At 68.3% G+C, this 13,898-nt stretch carries 12 protein-coding genes; 7 read left to right on the top strand and 5 right to left on the bottom strand.

The annotated features are described in order from the left end of the window. Positions 1 to 124 precede the first annotated feature (124 nt). Positions 125 to 592, top strand: coding sequence for an Lrp/AsnC family transcriptional regulator (locus DFO45_RS20490; RefSeq protein WP_012171297.1), 468 nt, complete (start codon positions 125 to 127; stop codon positions 590 to 592). Positions 593 to 598: 6 nt separating this feature from the next. Here the strand turns inward: DFO45_RS20490 and DFO45_RS20485 are convergent, their stop codons facing one another. Next, positions 599 to 2,140: a class I adenylate-forming enzyme family protein gene (locus tag DFO45_RS20485; protein ID WP_133866317.1), complete on the bottom strand. Its 1,542-nt coding sequence runs from the start codon at positions 2,138 to 2,140 to the stop codon at positions 599 to 601. A 252-nt stretch (positions 2,141 to 2,392) separates the two neighbouring features. Between DFO45_RS20485 and DFO45_RS20480 the strand changes: the two genes are divergently transcribed. Together DFO45_RS20480 and DFO45_RS20475 are read left to right on the top strand one after the other, a co-directional pair. Next, on the top strand, positions 2,393 to 3,997 hold the full coding sequence (locus tag DFO45_RS20480) for a gamma-glutamyltransferase family protein (RefSeq protein ID WP_348633847.1): 1,605 nt from the start codon (positions 2,393 to 2,395) through the stop codon (positions 3,995 to 3,997). A gap of 54 nt (positions 3,998 to 4,051) precedes the next feature. Continuing rightward, entirely contained in the window at positions 4,052 to 4,495 is a 444-nt protein-coding gene (locus tag DFO45_RS20475; RefSeq protein WP_133866316.1) for a DUF1810 domain-containing protein, read from the top strand. A 3-nt stretch (positions 4,496 to 4,498) separates the two neighbouring features. Here the strand turns inward: DFO45_RS20475 and fabI are convergent, their stop codons facing one another. Beyond that, positions 4,499 to 5,281 carry an enoyl-ACP reductase FabI gene (gene fabI / locus DFO45_RS20470; RefSeq protein ID WP_133866315.1) on the bottom strand — a complete coding sequence of 261 codons (783 nt, stop codon included), beginning with the start codon at positions 5,279 to 5,281 and terminating at the stop codon, positions 4,499 to 4,501. A gap of 325 nt (positions 5,282 to 5,606) precedes the next feature. Here fabI and uxuA point away from each other — a divergent pair, with 325 nt between their 5' ends. After that, on the top strand, positions 5,607 to 6,827 hold the full coding sequence (gene uxuA, locus DFO45_RS20465; RefSeq protein WP_133866314.1) for a mannonate dehydratase: 1,221 nt from the start codon (positions 5,607 to 5,609) through the stop codon (positions 6,825 to 6,827). Between the two features lie 13 nt (positions 6,828 to 6,840). Then, on the top strand, positions 6,841 to 7,554 hold the full coding sequence (locus tag DFO45_RS20460) for a GntR family transcriptional regulator (protein WP_133866313.1): 714 nt from the start codon (positions 6,841 to 6,843) through the stop codon (positions 7,552 to 7,554). 160 nt (positions 7,555 to 7,714) lie between these two features. Here the strand turns inward: DFO45_RS20460 and DFO45_RS20455 are convergent, their stop codons facing one another. Both DFO45_RS20455 and DFO45_RS20450 read right to left on the bottom strand, forming a co-directional pair. Then, the gene (locus DFO45_RS20455) at positions 7,715 to 8,392 is read right to left on the bottom strand and encodes a carbonic anhydrase (protein ID WP_012171290.1); all 678 of its coding nucleotides are present in this window, start codon (positions 8,390 to 8,392) and stop codon (positions 7,715 to 7,717) included. A gap of 87 nt (positions 8,393 to 8,479) precedes the next feature. Beyond that, entirely contained in the window at positions 8,480 to 9,406 is a 927-nt protein-coding gene (locus DFO45_RS20450; RefSeq protein ID WP_166657198.1) for a diguanylate cyclase, read from the bottom strand. Positions 9,407 to 9,653: 247 nt separating this feature from the next. On the opposite strand from DFO45_RS20450, the gene DFO45_RS20445 reads away from it, so the two are divergent. Both DFO45_RS20445 and DFO45_RS20440 read left to right on the top strand, forming a co-directional pair. After that, complete coding sequence (locus DFO45_RS20445) at positions 9,654 to 11,582, top strand: hypothetical protein (protein WP_133866311.1); 1,929 nt, start codon at positions 9,654 to 9,656, stop codon at positions 11,580 to 11,582. A 26-nt stretch (positions 11,583 to 11,608) separates the two neighbouring features. Then, on the top strand, positions 11,609 to 13,204 hold the full coding sequence (locus DFO45_RS20440) for a PEP/pyruvate-binding domain-containing protein (RefSeq protein WP_133866310.1): 1,596 nt from the start codon (positions 11,609 to 11,611) through the stop codon (positions 13,202 to 13,204). Positions 13,205 to 13,259: 55 nt separating this feature from the next. Here the strand turns inward: DFO45_RS20440 and DFO45_RS20435 are convergent, their stop codons facing one another. Continuing rightward, a complete protein-coding gene (locus tag DFO45_RS20435; RefSeq protein WP_133866309.1) occupies positions 13,260 to 13,670 on the bottom strand; it encodes a hypothetical protein in 411 nt (136 codons plus the stop codon). Positions 13,671 to 13,898 lie beyond the last annotated feature (228 nt).

Raw genomic sequence — 13,898 nt, 5'->3', positions numbered from 1 at the left:
TCCGCATCAGGATTGCGTGCCTGCTCGATCTGGAGCAATCGGCGCTCGCGATCTTGTGTGCGGGACGACATGCGCATGCTACAATAAGACGATTGCCGTGGTTTAAAATTTTCCGGAGCGTGCCGTGCCAGATGCCATCGATTGCCGCATCCTCGACCTCTTGCAGGAGGATGCGCTCATGTCCTCCGCAACCGTGGCGGAGCAGGTCGGGCTCAGCCCGACACCGTGCTGGCGCCGCATCAAGAAGCTGGAGGATGACGGCTACATCCTGAAGCGTGTCGCCCTGCTGGACCGCCGCAAGGCCAACGTGCCGCTGACCGTCTTCGTGGCCGTAAAGGCGGCCCGCCACAGTATGGAATGGCTGGAGAGCTTCCGCCGGGCCATCTCCTCCATGCCCGAGATCGTGGAAGCGTGGCGCCTGACCGGAGAGACCGACTATCTGCTGCGCGTGGTGGTGCCGGACATCGACGCCTATGATGAGGTTTACAAGCGCCTCATCTCGAAGCTGGAATTCTCCAATCTCTCCTCATCGCTGGCCATGGAGGAGATGAAGTTCACGACCGCCATCCCTACAACCTACATGGCGCGCTGACCGCGCTCACGACGCCCAGCACTGCTCGCTCTCCCGTCGCAGCGCCTCGGCCTTGAGCGCGGCGCGGTCGATCTTGTTGGTACCGGCCCAGGGCAGTTCGCTGACGAGCGCGATACGGCGGGGATGCTGGTAGGCGGGGCCATTCTCCAGCGTAAAGGTCTTCACCTCGGCCGCGCTGAGGCGGGCACCTGGCTTCGGCACCAGGAAGGCCACCGGCATCTGGCCGCGCTCGGCATCGGGCAAGGGCACCACCGCCGCCTGCTGAACGCCGGGATGACGTTCCAGCAGGCGTTCGACCTCCACCGGATAGATGTTCTCGCCACCGCAGACGAACATGTCGTCCGCGCGCCCCACGAAGTAATAGAAGCCCTCCGCATCCCGGCGCAGGATGTCGCCCGTCACGTACCAGCCGTCCTTGAGCACGGCCGCGGTCAGCTCCGGCTTGCGATGATAGCCGGGCATGATCGCCGGGTTGCGGACCCAGAGCACGCCCTCATCCGCATCCGGTCCATCCACCAGGCGCACCTGCGTGCCCGGAACAGGCGTGCCGAGCGACACTGGTGGCGTGGGCCGTCCATCCGGATGCGGGCCGAAGATGGCAGGGCCGGTCTCGGTTGCGCCGAAGGTGAGGACCAGCGTCGCCTGCGGAAACAGCGCCGCGACGGACGAGAACAGCGTCGCCGTGGTCGGGGCCGATCCCATCATGATGCGCTTGAGGCTCGTCATGTCCCGGCTCGCCACATAGTCCGCATCCTTGACGATCCGCGCGAACATGGTCGGCACGCTGGAAAGCGCGGTCACGCCATAGGTGGCGATGGCGTCCACATAGGGCCGCACGTCGAAAGCCGGCATCAGCACGATGGAGGCGTTGGTGGCAAACGCCGTCTTGGCGGAGAACAGCCCGTTCATGTGGAACAGGGGCTGGGCGATGAGATAGCGCTGGTCCTCCCGCCGCGCGCCGTCGGAGGTGCGCATGTCGAGCGACCAGAGCTGGCCGGAATGCGAGAGGGGTACGCCCTTGGGCCGGCCGGTGGAGCCCGAGGTGTAGAGCATCTGCGCGATCTCTCCCTCCGCCATGGGTACGGTCGCGAAATCGCAGGGGGTGATGGCGGCGTGGAAGCCGGACGGGCCATCGTCGTCAAAATCGAGAAAGGTCACCGCGCCCTGCACGAGCGGCCGGTTTGCCCGGTCGGTGAAGGCGAAGAGGGCACCGGAGTCGGTCACCACGTAGTCGATCATGTCCCGGGGGAGCTTCACGTTCATGGGGACGGCGATGAAGCCGGCGCGCATGATGCCGAAATAGCTCAGCAGCACCTCCGCGCGGTTGGACGAGAGGATGGCGACGCGGTCTCCCCGCTTCAGCCCCCGATCGGTCAGGAAGCGGGCGACGCCATTGATGAGCCGGTCGGCTTCGGCATGGGTCAGGACGCGCGGTGGTGCCGTGGAGAGGTCGATCAGGGCTGGTCGCGAGAGGTCTCCGCCGCGGTCGATCAGGTCGCCGAGGTTGCGCCAGCGGTTGGGGGGCGGAGAGGGAAGACTCGATCTCATGTCATCTCCGCGCATGACCTTGCGCTGGTGCCGACGGTCGCACCCGACCACCTCTCCCTGTGGTCCGGCCGGCGCATCTTAGTCGTCCGATACCGAAGGCCAAGCCCATGGTCGCGAAGACCCTCTCATACCTTTGCGGCATGCGGTTTCCTGCGGCTCCGGTCAGGTTCTGATGCATTGCAAGCTTTCCTCCTGACCCCGGGCGCACTAGAGACGAAGCAGACATACGCCCCAGCGCAGAAGAGGCCCACCGTGGATCTGTCGTCGCTCGATTATCGCACCTCCTATCCCATGCATCGCCAGCCGGTGCTCGGCCGCAATGTGGTCAGCACCTCGCAGCCACTGGCGGCGCAAGCGGGCCTGTCCATGCTGGCGCGCGGCGGCAATGCGGTGGATGCCGCCATCGCCACCGCCATGGCGTTGGTGGTGGTGGAGCCGTCCGGCAACGGCCTTGGCTCGGACGGCTTCGCCATCCTGTGGGACGGGCAGCAACTGCATGGCCTCAATGCCTCCGGCCGCTCGCCCGCCGGCTGGACGCGCGACCGCTTCGCCGGCCGGGCGGTGATGCCCGAGCGCGGCTGGGACGCGGTGACGGTGCCGGGCGCGGTCTCGGGCTGGATCGCGCTGTGGCGGCGCTTCGGTTCGCTGCCGCTGGAGGTGATCGCCGAGCCGGCCATCCGCTATGCGCGCGAGGGCTATCCGGTTTCTCCCAGCGTCGCAAAGCTCTGGGCCAATGCCGAGAAGATCCTGGCCGACCAGCCCGGCTTCGCGGAGGCCTTCCTGCCCGAGGGGCGGGCGCCGAAGGCGGGCGAGGTGTTCCGCTGCGAGCCCATGGCCCGGAGCCTTGAACTCATCGCCCAGACCGAAGGCGAGGCCTTCTATCGCGGCGAACTCGCCGACAAGATGATCGCCCATGCCAAGGCGCATGGCGCGGCAATGTCCCTCGACGATCTAGGTGCCCATCAGGCGGACTTCGTCGAGACCCTGTCGCAGCCCTTCGGCTCCGGCGTGGTGCACGAACTGCCGCCGAACGGGCAGGGCATCGCCACCCTCATCACCCTCGGCATTCTGGAAGCGCTCGGCGCGCCGCATGAGGACGTGGACAGCGTCGCCGGCATTCATCTGGGCATCGAGGCCACCAAGCTCGCGCTGGCCGACCTGTTCCAGTATGTGGCCGATCCGGCCTACATGAATATCGATCCCGCCTCGCTCCTCGATCCCGCCTATCTCGCCGAGCGTGCGAAGCTGATCGACCGCAGCAAGGCGAGCCTGCCCAGCTATGGCGCGCCGCGCCAGGCCGGCACGGTCTATCTCACGGTGGCGGACGCGAAGGGCATGATGGTGTCCTTCATCCAGTCCAACTACATGGGCTTCGGTTCGGGGGTGGTCGTGCCGGGCACCGGCATCAGCCTGCAGAACCGCGGCGCCGGCTTCGTGCTGAAGCAGGGCCACGCCAATGAGGTGGCGCCGCGCAAGCGCCCGTTCCAGACCATCATTCCAGGTTTTGCCATGGACCATGCGGGCGAGCCGCTCATGTCCTTCGGCGTCATGGGCGGGCCGATGCAGGCACAGGGCCACACCCAGATGGCGCTCCGGGTGCTGCGGCACAACCAGAACCCGCAGGCGGCCGCAGATGCGCCGCGCTGGCGCGTGGTGGCGGGCCGCAAGGTGGCGGTGGAACCGGGTGTCGGACCTGAGGTTCTGGAAGGGCTGAAGGCGCTCGGCCACGAGATCGTGGTGGACCCGCCGGAGGCGGTCTTCGCTTTCGGCTCGGCCCAGCTCATCGTGCGCGGCGACAACGGCTTCTATGCCGCCGGCTGCGACAGCCGCAAGGACAGCCAGGCCGCCGCCTTCTGACCGACGCCGCCCGGTCCGCCGGGCGGCATGCCATTGAGAGGTTTGGAGGAGGTGATGGCCGACGATCCGTTCCACCTCCAGCGCTTCCTCGATGCACAGAACGGGCGTTTCGAGGAGGCCCTTGCCGAGATCTCCAGTGGCCAGAAAAACAGTCACTGGATGTGGTTCGTCTTCCCGCAGATGCAGGGCCTCGGTTTTTCAACCACCGCCCACTTCTACGGTCTCACCGGCCTTGAGGAGGCGCGCGCCTATCTCGCGCACCCCGTCCTGGGAGAGCGTCTGCGCCGCGCCACGGCGGCGACTCTGCCCCACGCGTCGCGTGGAGCGCCGGCGCTGTTCGGATCGCCCGACGACATGAAGTTCCGCTCCAGCCTCACGCTCTTCGCGGGCGCCGCCAGCGATCCGGACAGCATCTTCCGTCAGGCGCTCGCTGTCTTCTTCAACGGCGAGGCTGATCCACGAACGCTGGGACTGGTCGGTGACCACCCGCCCCGCTGAGCCTCAGGTCATGATGCTGAGGCCGCCGTCGACGTAGACGGTCATTCCCGTGAGGCGGTGGGCGAAGGGGGTGGCAAGGAAGGCGGCGGTCATGCCCACGTCGTCGATGTCCACCAGCTCGTGCACCGGCGCGCGGGTGGCGGCCTCGTTCAGCAGGAGGTCGAAATCCTTGAGGCCCGACGCGGCGCGCGTCTTCAGGGGGCCGGGCGAGATGGCATGCACACGGATGCCCTTCGGCCCCAGCTCATAGGCGAGATAGCGCACGGCGCTCTCCAGCGCCGCTTTCACCGGCCCCATGAGATTGTAGTTGGGCACCACCTTGTTGGCGCCCTGATAGGTCATGGCGAGAAGCGTGCCGCCCTGGGTCATCAAGGGTTCGGCGAGGTGAGCCATGCGGATGAAGGAGTGGCAGGACACATCCATGGCGAGCGCGAACCCCGCCGCCGAGCTGTCCACCAGCCGTCCGTGCAGGTCGTCCTTCGGGGCGAAGGCGATGGAATGGAGCGCGATGTCGAGGCCGCCCCAGGTTTCGCGCACTTCGGCAAAAACCGAATCCAGCGCGCCTTCCTGCTCCACGTCGCAGGGGGCAAAGATGCGGGCATCCAACTCATGGGCCAGTGGCTCCACGAAGGGGCGCGCCTTCTCGTTGAGATAGGTGAGGGCGACTTCCGCGCCGAGGCGGCGGAACACGCGGGCGCATCCGTACGCGATGGAATGCTCGTTGGCGATGCCAAGGATGAGGGCGCGCTTGCCCTCCAGAGCCGGCATTTGCGTGGCGTCGATCATGGAGACCTCGGGCGGAACATCCTGCGAAACGCAAGTATGGTGCGACGCAATATGGAGGTTCGGCGCCGATCATCCTTGAAGTGAATCAACCCGGTGATTGGTCGCCTCGGAATTATTATTTCGTCGGCTGGCAGCAGCGGAAGTGAAAGCGTGCAGCTCGTCGTGATGATTTGCCGGCTTCCTGCCTACGCGGCTTCGCGTTGCGGAAGACCTCGTTAGCGGGGCCGCAACGTGGGGGCGGGCCCTGGCCTCCTGGCTTTACGAAACTGGGATACTGGAATACGAGAAATCATCAGGACGCCCACGGCGGAATCGGGAGGACAGGATGCGGCAGACATGGCGATGGTTCGGGCCCAAGGACATCGTGCCCTTGAGCGCGGTGCGCCAGGCCGGCGCCCAGGGCATCGTGACCGCACTCCATCATGTGCCGACCGGGTCCGACTGGACGCTGGAGGAGATCCGCAAGCGGCAGGATCTCGTGAGCGGCGCGGGCAGCGCCCCCACGGGCCTCAGCTGGGATGTGGTGGAGAGCCTGCCGGTGTCCGAGGACATCAAGCGCCAGACCGGCGCGTGGCGTGAGCATATCGCCTCCTACAAGCGCTCCATGGCCGCGCTGGCGCAGGCAGGCATACAGACCATCTGCTACAATTTCATGCCGGTGCTGGACTGGACCCGCACCGACCTGCGCTACCGGGTGGCCCATGGCGGTGAGGCCATGCGCTTCGATCTCGTGGACTTTGCCGCCTTCGACCTGTTCGTACTGGCCCGCCCCGCCGCCCAGGAGGATTACGGCCCGGCCATCAAGGAGGCCGCCGCCGCCCGCCACGCCGCCATGAGCGAGGACGACCGCAAGCAGCTCGCCGCCAACCTCACCGCCGGCCTGCCCGGCGCGGCGGATGGCTGGTCGCTGGACGGCGTGCGCGAACAGCTCGCGCTCTACGACCACATCAGCTCGGATCGCCTGCGACAGCATCTGGTGGACTTCCTCTCCGAGGTGGTGCCCGACGCGGAAAAGCTCGGCCTGCGCCTGTGCTGCCATCCGGACGATCCGCCGTTCCCGCTGCTCGGCCTGCCGCGCATCGTCTCCACCGAGTCCGACTACCGCTTCATGCTGGATGCGGTGGACAGCCCGGCCAATGGCGTCACTTTGTGCTCCGGCTCTCTGGGCGTGCGGCCGGACAATGATCTGCCGGGCATGGCGGAGCGTCTCGGCCCGCGCATTCATTTCGTGCATCTGCGCAACATCCGCCGGCAGGAGCCGGTGGACGGCCTGCGCCGCTCCTTCTTCGAGGACGAGCATCTGGCGGGCGAGACCGACATGGTCGCCACCATCGCCGCCCTCCAGACGGAGGAAGCGCGCCGCCGCGCGGAAGGCCGGACGGATTGGGAAATCCCCATGCGGCCGGACCATGGGCAGGACATCCTGGACGACATCGGGCGCGGCGGGCAGCCGGGTTATCCGGCCATCGGCCGCCTGAAGGGGCTGGCGGAACTGCGGGGCATCATGACCGCGCTCGCCCATCCCCTACACCTCGAACGCGCCTGACCGGGGCGCGTTCATGCCGCGCGTCAAGCGCACGCTGCCGGGCTTCGACCTCGCCGCCGCGCTTTCGGGGGCGCAGGTGGACCGCGCCTTGCCGATCGGGCCGCAGGTCTATGACGTCCTGCGGCGGCTGATCGTGCTGTCGCGCCTGCCCTCCGGCGCGCCGCTGCACGAAGCAGACATCGCCGCCGCTCTCGGCATTTCCCGCACCCCTGTGCGCGCCGCCTTCCAGCAGCTGGCGCTGGAAGGGCTGGTGAACACCTGGCCCCAGGTGGGCTCGGTGGTGGCAGCGGTGGACCGGGCCAAGATCGAGGAAGGCCTCATCATCCGCCGGGCGCTCGAAGGCGAGGTGGTTCGCCTCCTGTGCGCCGGTGCGCCGGACTGGGCGCGTCTCGATGCTCTCATGGCGGCGCAGGCGGCAGCGGTGGGCGCCAATGATGCGGATGCCTTCTTCGCCGCCGACGAGGCGTTTCACGCCGCGCTCGCGGACATGGCGGGCGTGCCGCAGGCGTGGCGGCTGCTTCAGGCGGTCAAGGCCCACATCGACCGCGTGCGCCTTCTGGTGACGCGCCGCCAGCCGGACCGCTTCCATGCGGCCTTTGCCGAGCATCAGGCGGTGCTCGATGCGGTCCGCCGTCGGGATCCGGAGGAAGCCGCAGCCCGGATGGCCCATCATGTGGAGGCGGTGCGGGGCAGCCTGCACCTGCTGGGGGAAGTCGCGATCGGCTGACTTAGGGCGATGCTTCAAAAGACGAAACGCCTCGCCCGAGGGTGCGGGCGAGGCGTCTGGAGGCCACGTTGGGGGGCAGTCCCCAAAGAAGCTGGCGCTATAGTAAGCGGCCCCTGATTAATGTCATATCACCGTCGTGTGAGAGAATTGCGTTTCTTGCCTAGTCGCCCGCACACCGGAACATAGCTCGGCGCTCGTCGCCCGTGTCGGTGACCGGCGCGAAATGGCCGGTGGTCGGATCTCGGACCAGCAGACGCCCCGAGGCGACGCCGAAATAGGCACCGTGAATCTGAAGCTTGCCCCGCTCCACGAGGATGCGGACGCAAGGGAAGGTCATGAGATTGCGCAGGCTCAGCTCCACCGAGGCGAACTCCAGCCGGCGCAGGTAGCCGTCGCCGTCCTCCGCCTTGCGGGGGCCAAGGCCCTCGGCGGCGGGGGCGATCTGGGACATCCAGCGGCCGATGAAGTCGCCAGGAGACAGGGGCTCCTGCTCGTCGGCGAAGGCGCGGATGCCGCCGCACAGGGCGTGGCCCAGCACGACGATGTGCTTCACCCGCAGCGCCTGAACACCGAACTCGAGCGCGGCGCTGGTGCCGTGCTGGGTGTCCCCGTCCGGCTCGTAGCGCGGCACGATGTTGGCGACGTTGCGCACCACCAGAAGCTCACCCGGGGAGGCGTCGAAGATGACTTCCGGAGAGACGCGGCTGTCCACGCAGCCGATGACCATGATCTCCGGCTTCTGCCCGGTTTCCGCCAGCACCTCGTAGCGGCTGCGCTCGGCCAGGAATCGCCCGTCGATAAAGGAGCGGTAGCCCTGGGTCAGTCTGTCTGGAAACATGGCTTGTCCTCGCCCCTGCCCACCCTCGGGGCGGCGGCATAGCAGGTTTTCGGGCCTGCGGCCAAGCCGCCGCACCCCAGGCAGCCTTCAGCCAAGGGACGCGCCGCCCGCCAGGCCGTCGAAAACCACCCGGCCGCGGCCGCTCCGCTTGGCCGCATACAGGGCCCGATCCGCCCGTGTCAGCGTGGCGTCTAGCGAACTGTCGTCCGGCAGGCATTGGGCTCCGCCTACGCTAATGCTGACGCGCAGTTGCAGCTCCGGCAACACGAGAGGTTCGGAGGTCACACCGTCGAACAAGGCCCAGGCCTGCGCGCAGGCCTCCTGCGCAGTGGTGCCGGGCATGAGAATGGCGAACTCCTCCCCGCCCATGCGGGCCAGGACGTCCTTCGGCCTCAGCGTCTCGCCGCATCGCCGCGCCACCGCGCGGATCACCTCGTCCCCGATACCGTGGCCGTGGGTGTCGTTGACGATCTTGAAGTGGTCGATGTCCAGCGTCAGCAGGCTGAGGGGCGCATGGCTGCGCTCGGCCTCGGCGAAGGCCTGCCGTGCCACCTCCATGAAGTGGCGGCGGTTGAAGATCTCCGTGAGCGGATCGATGGTGGCGAGCCGCCGCAGCTCGGTTTCCATCCGCCGCCGCTCCGTCACGTCCAGCAGCACCAGCAGGAAGGTGTCGTCGATGAAGCGGAAGCGGAACTGTACGATGTGCTGCTCGCCGTCCCGGCAGCGCACGTTCCATTCCCCCACCTGCACCTGTGCCGGGTCGGCCCTTGCCGCATCGACCATGCGGTACCATTCCGCGATGACGCGCACACGCTCGCGCGGCTCGGGAAAGCCGAGTTCCCACCATTCGTCGTGGTGGAGAATGGGCTTGTCCGGGTAGAGGAAGAGATCGTCCGCGGCGCGGTTGAAGAAGATGGCGTTGAAGTCGCGGTCGTAGATCTCCACGCCGATGGGCAGCGCGTGCAGCAGCGCCGTGATGGAGGGCTGCTTCGGGATATCATGTTGCTCGGACATCATCGCGGTCCCGTGCGCAGCGGATCAACAAGCTTGAGCGGAGCCGTATCCGCCGCGACGATGGTAAGATCGACCGGCGTGCGGCTTCCCATCGGCTTTAATGGTGAGCCGGCCATCAGCGCAACCCATTCCACGCGTTTCTCGGGCCTGTAGGCCGGGCTTTGCGTGACAATTCCATGAATGACCTGCCGCAAACCGGTCCTGGCCGCTCTGTGCTTTCGTTGGACCGAGAGCAGGAGCAGGCGTGATGAAGACGGGCATCATCGAACATCTCGGACACAGGGACGTCCTCTTGCCGGGCCTTATCGCGGAGGCCCTGCGCGCCAATGATCGGGCGAAGGTCCGCCTCAGCGTCCTGCAGGCGGCGGTCCGTCATGCGGCGGCCCCCGATGCGTCGCGCTCGCCCCTGACGCAGGAATGCCGGACGGCGGGCCTTGATCCCGTTGCGATGGAAGAACTGGTCGCTTCGGCGGTGGCCGACACCGCCGGCGAGGTCTCGGCGCCCGGGCTTGCCGCCCTGGGAGAGGCGATCTGGGGCGACGTGGAGGCCATGGCGCAGGGCGTGGCGGCCGCTGATCCGGGGGCCGCAGAACCCGCCCAGGCTCGTCTTCTCGCCTTGCGCGAGGCCCATGCGCTGGGCCGCACCGACAGCATCGCCGCTGGCGAGGTCGCCCGGCTCACCGGCCTTCCGGGCGAGACGGGCGACAGCCTGCACCGGCTGATCATGGACCTCCACCGCGCCCTCAATCGGCTTGCCGTCGCGCATGCGGAGGAGGATGTCGCGGGTGCGCGGGTCTCCGGCCTCACAACCGGGGACCGCCGGCTGGTGGAAGCCTTCATGCGCGGGCTCAATGCGACGCGGGGCCTCAAGTTCGACCATCCGGGCCTCGGCACCCATGCCGCGAGGTCCGGTGAGCACCTGACCATCCAGAACGACATTGGCGAGACCGACGCCCACGTGGTGGTCATCACGGTCGAGCCCGAAGCCGTGAGCGTGACCTATACCGACGTCCATCTGCGCCGTGCCCGCTTCTTCACCGGCCTGCTCAGCGATGTGCCGCTCGCCTGGAGCGGACTGGACCGCAAGACGGCCGAGGGCCTCGCCGATGAAGGCGTGTTCTATCTCGTCACCGGCCGCTGCGAGAGCCCGGACGCGGCGATCCGGGAAGCGGTGCTGGAGGCGATCGGCGCCAACCTTGTCTTCCTCATCGACTGGAACAAGGCCCGCAAGGTGCTGCGCACCGCCATTCCGAAGGAGGAGGCGGTTCGGGTGCTCGAATGGGCGGCCCGCCATCGCTGTGGCCAGCGGGCCTTTCTTGAACTTGGCGGAGGCGAGCTTCTGGCCGCTGCGGTCCAGCATGCCGCCCCGGCGCGCATCGGCTTCGGCGAGCGGCTCGATGGCGTGCTCGGTCGCGACGGCGCGGTGGATTTCCTGAAGAGCGTCCTGCGCATCTGCGCGGAGACCTTGAAGGAAGGCAGTTCCGCCCGCCTCGCCCGCGATCGCATCGAGGCCGAACTGATGCGTCATCTGGAGCGGATCGAGGCGACGCTCTTCGCCATCGTGGTGCGGCAGGCGGGACTGGCCCGCGAAGTGGCGGCGGAGGTGGCCGCTGCGCTGGTGGCGGAACGCTCCGGTGTCGGCTTCGATCACACGGCCCTGGCCGCCGCCGCCCGTCGGCGCGAGGAGAAGGCCGACCGTCTCGCCCTCGATGCCCGCCAGAAGGCCGCGCGCTTTGAGGCGGCCCCGGCCATCCAGCGCCTGTCCGATCATGTGGAGGAGGCGGTGGACGAACTCGAACAGGCCGCTTTCATCGCCTCCCTGCTGCCGGCCAATGTGCCGTCCGACATCCTCGCCCCCCTGTCGCAACTGTGCGCGGCCGCCGTGCGCGGCGCCGAGGCGGCAGCCTCCGGGGCGGCGGCAGCCGCGGCCGTGCCGGCTGGCCAGAGGATCGATGCGGAGGATGCGCTCGCCAGTGCGGACCTGCTGGCGGACCTCGAGCACATCGGTGACGCCGAGGAGCGTACCGTCACGGGGCGGGTGCTCCGGGGCGGCGCGGACCTGACCGTGGCCTTGTGCGCGCTCGATCTCGCCCGCGCTCTGGAGCGTGCCACCGACCGGCTGGCGGGCTACGGCCACGCTCTGCGCGGCCACGTCCTTGCCGAGCTTGCGCTCTGATCCCCGAAATCTGCGGAGACGCCATCATGCGCATCGTACGCATCGCCCCCGACATGACCGACCTTCCGAGCGCGGAGCAGGTGGGCGCGAAGGCCGCCAATCTCGCGCGCATGGCCGCGCTGGGTCTGCCCGTTCCCCCGGCGTTCGTGCTGCCGGTGAGCCTGTGCGCGGCGACCGTGGCTGGCGAGTCCAAGGCCCGCAAGGCGCTGGAAGAGGGGCTCGCCGAGGGCATCGCCTTCCTGGAGGAGCGCACCGGACGGCGGTTCGGTGATGGCCGGCAGCCGCTGCTGGTGTCCGTGCGCTCGGGGGCGGCGCGCTCCATGCCGGGCATGCTCGAAACGGTACTCGACGTGGGATGCACGCGCCTCGCGACGCAGGGCCTCATCCGCATGACCGGGCATCCGCGCTTCGCCTGGGACTGCCGCCGCCGCTTTCTCGAAAGCTACGGGAGCGTGGTCCTGAATCTCGATCCGCACGGCTTCGATCGCGCCGCCGCCGCCCTCGCGGCGGCGGAAGGGCTGCCGGATGCCCTCGACCTTGACGGCGAAGCGCTGGAGCGGCTCTCGGAGACCTACCAGCACTTCATCGAGGAGGCGGACGAGAGCGTGCCGGACGCGCCGATGGAGCAGGTGCTGGCTGCGGCGCAGGCCGTTTATCGCTCCTGGATGAGCCCGCGCGCGGTGGCCTACCGGCGCATCGAGCGGCTGGAGCATCTGGCGGGGACGGCCGTGACCGTGCAGGCGATGGTCTATGGCAATCGGGGCCTGACATCGGGCGCGGGCGTTGCCTTCTCCCGCAACCCCTCCACCGGCGATGCGGCGCCCATGATCGACGTCCTGCTCTCGGCGCAGGGCGAGGAGGTCGTTTCCGGCAGCCGCACCCCGCTCGGGGAGGAGGTGCTGCGTGCGGCGGTGCCCGAGGCCGCGGCGGAACTGCGCGACGTACTGGTGCGGCTGGAGCGGGCCTTCGGCGACGTGCAGGACGTGGAGTTCACCGTGGAGGACGGGCGGCTCTTCATCCTCCAGACCCGTAACGCCAAGCGGACGCCGCAGGCCGCGTTGCGCATCGCCGTCGCGCTGGTGGAGGAAGGCCTCATCACGCCGCACGAGGCGCTCGCGCGGCTCGACGACCGCGACATGGATGGGCTCAGCGAGACGCACCTGGCCGGGTCGGGCGATCCCGTCGCATACGGGACCGGCGCCTCTACCGGTGTTGCATGCGGGCGCGTCGCCTTTTCTTCGGAGACGGCCCAGCGCATGGCCGGGGGCGGAGAGCCGGTCATCCTCGTGCGGCCGGATACCAGCACGGCGGATGTCACGGGTTTCTCGGTGGCGAGCGGCATCCTGACGGCGGTGGGTGGCCGCACGGCTCATGCCGCGCTGGTGGCGCGCCAGATGGGCAAGCCCAGCGTGGTGGGATGCGCCGCGCTCGTGATGGACGAGGTGGGGCATGTGGCACGCATCGCGGGACAGGAGATCCACGAGGGCGACTGGCTCGCGCTCGATGGCGGCACCGGAGCGATATATCCCGGCCGTTTCGAGATCGTGACCTCACGCCCGGAGGCGGACCTCGCACAGGTCGCGGTCTGGCGGACGGCCGCGCCTGTCCCGGCCTGCGCCTGAAGGGAGAGGGCAGAAGCTGGCACGTAGGAACGGGTGCTGTCCGAGCACTGCCGCCTTATTGCTCGCAGCGGAACTGCACCTCTGTCCAGATGGGGTGGCCGCTGTCGTCGATGCGGTAGGTGGCGGTGACGGAGAAGGCGATGATGCGTTCCGTGCCGTCCGTCGTCGCCTTCACGGAATCCCGAAGGAAGAACTGGTTGCGTTCGGGCTGGTGGACGACCACGCCGCTGCGGCTGGGGCAGGGCGGAGGCTTGTTCACGCCCACCGCCGCCAGCCCGCGCGTGATTTCCGGCAGGAACGCCTTGCAGGCGTCCGCGACGGTCACGTCCACATAGAGACCGGCGCGCGGGGCCGTGTGCGCCTGCGGAACCGTATCGCTCGCGACGCTGTCGGCCGTAGGTTCCGCGGCCAGAAGTCCGGCCAGCCCGCCGATGGCGGTGAGCAATGTGAAATACCGATGGCGCACACCAGGTCCCCCCGGACGAACGGGGCTGCTGCGTTGCGGGCGCAGCAGCCCGGCTTTCGGCGCTGCTCCAGAGCGGGAAGCTCTCCGTGATCGAGCGCCGTTGAGGCTCACGGCGGTACCCGCAAAGGTGTAAGCCCTACGCAGGTACAGCCATAATGCGAGCCGCGCCGGGCGCAGCATTGATCTGGATCATCGATCCATTGCTCGCAAAGCAAAGCTGAATCGGGG

Source organism: Azorhizobium sp. AG788, from assembly GCF_004364705.1.
In the GTDB taxonomy this organism is placed as follows: domain Bacteria; phylum Pseudomonadota; class Alphaproteobacteria; order Rhizobiales; family Xanthobacteraceae; genus Azorhizobium; species Azorhizobium caulinodans.
This window is presented reverse-complemented; position numbering and strand designations above follow the sequence as displayed.

Excerpts from the sequence above, each read along its gene's own strand:
- DFO45_RS20485 (WP_133866317.1), bottom strand. The coding sequence starts at position 2,140 with ATGAGATCGAGTCTTCCCTCTCCGCCCCCCAACCGCTGGCGCAACCTC.
- DFO45_RS20475 (WP_133866316.1), top strand. The coding sequence starts at position 4,052 with ATGGCCGACGATCCGTTCCACCTCCAGCGCTTCCTCGATGCACAGAAC.
- fabI (WP_133866315.1), bottom strand. The coding sequence starts at position 5,281 with ATGATCGACGCCACGCAAATGCCGGCTCTGGAGGGCAAGCGCGCCCTC.
- uxuA (WP_133866314.1), top strand. The coding sequence starts at position 5,607 with ATGCGGCAGACATGGCGATGGTTCGGGCCCAAGGACATCGTGCCCTTG.
- DFO45_RS20460 (WP_133866313.1), top strand. The coding sequence starts at position 6,841 with ATGCCGCGCGTCAAGCGCACGCTGCCGGGCTTCGACCTCGCCGCCGCG.
- DFO45_RS20455 (WP_012171290.1), bottom strand. The coding sequence starts at position 8,392 with ATGTTTCCAGACAGACTGACCCAGGGCTACCGCTCCTTTATCGACGGG.
- DFO45_RS20450 (WP_166657198.1), bottom strand. The coding sequence starts at position 9,406 with ATGTCCGAGCAACATGATATCCCGAAGCAGCCCTCCATCACGGCGCTG.
- DFO45_RS20445 (WP_133866311.1), top strand. The coding sequence starts at position 9,654 with ATGAAGACGGGCATCATCGAACATCTCGGACACAGGGACGTCCTCTTG.
- DFO45_RS20440 (WP_133866310.1), top strand. The coding sequence starts at position 11,609 with ATGCGCATCGTACGCATCGCCCCCGACATGACCGACCTTCCGAGCGCG.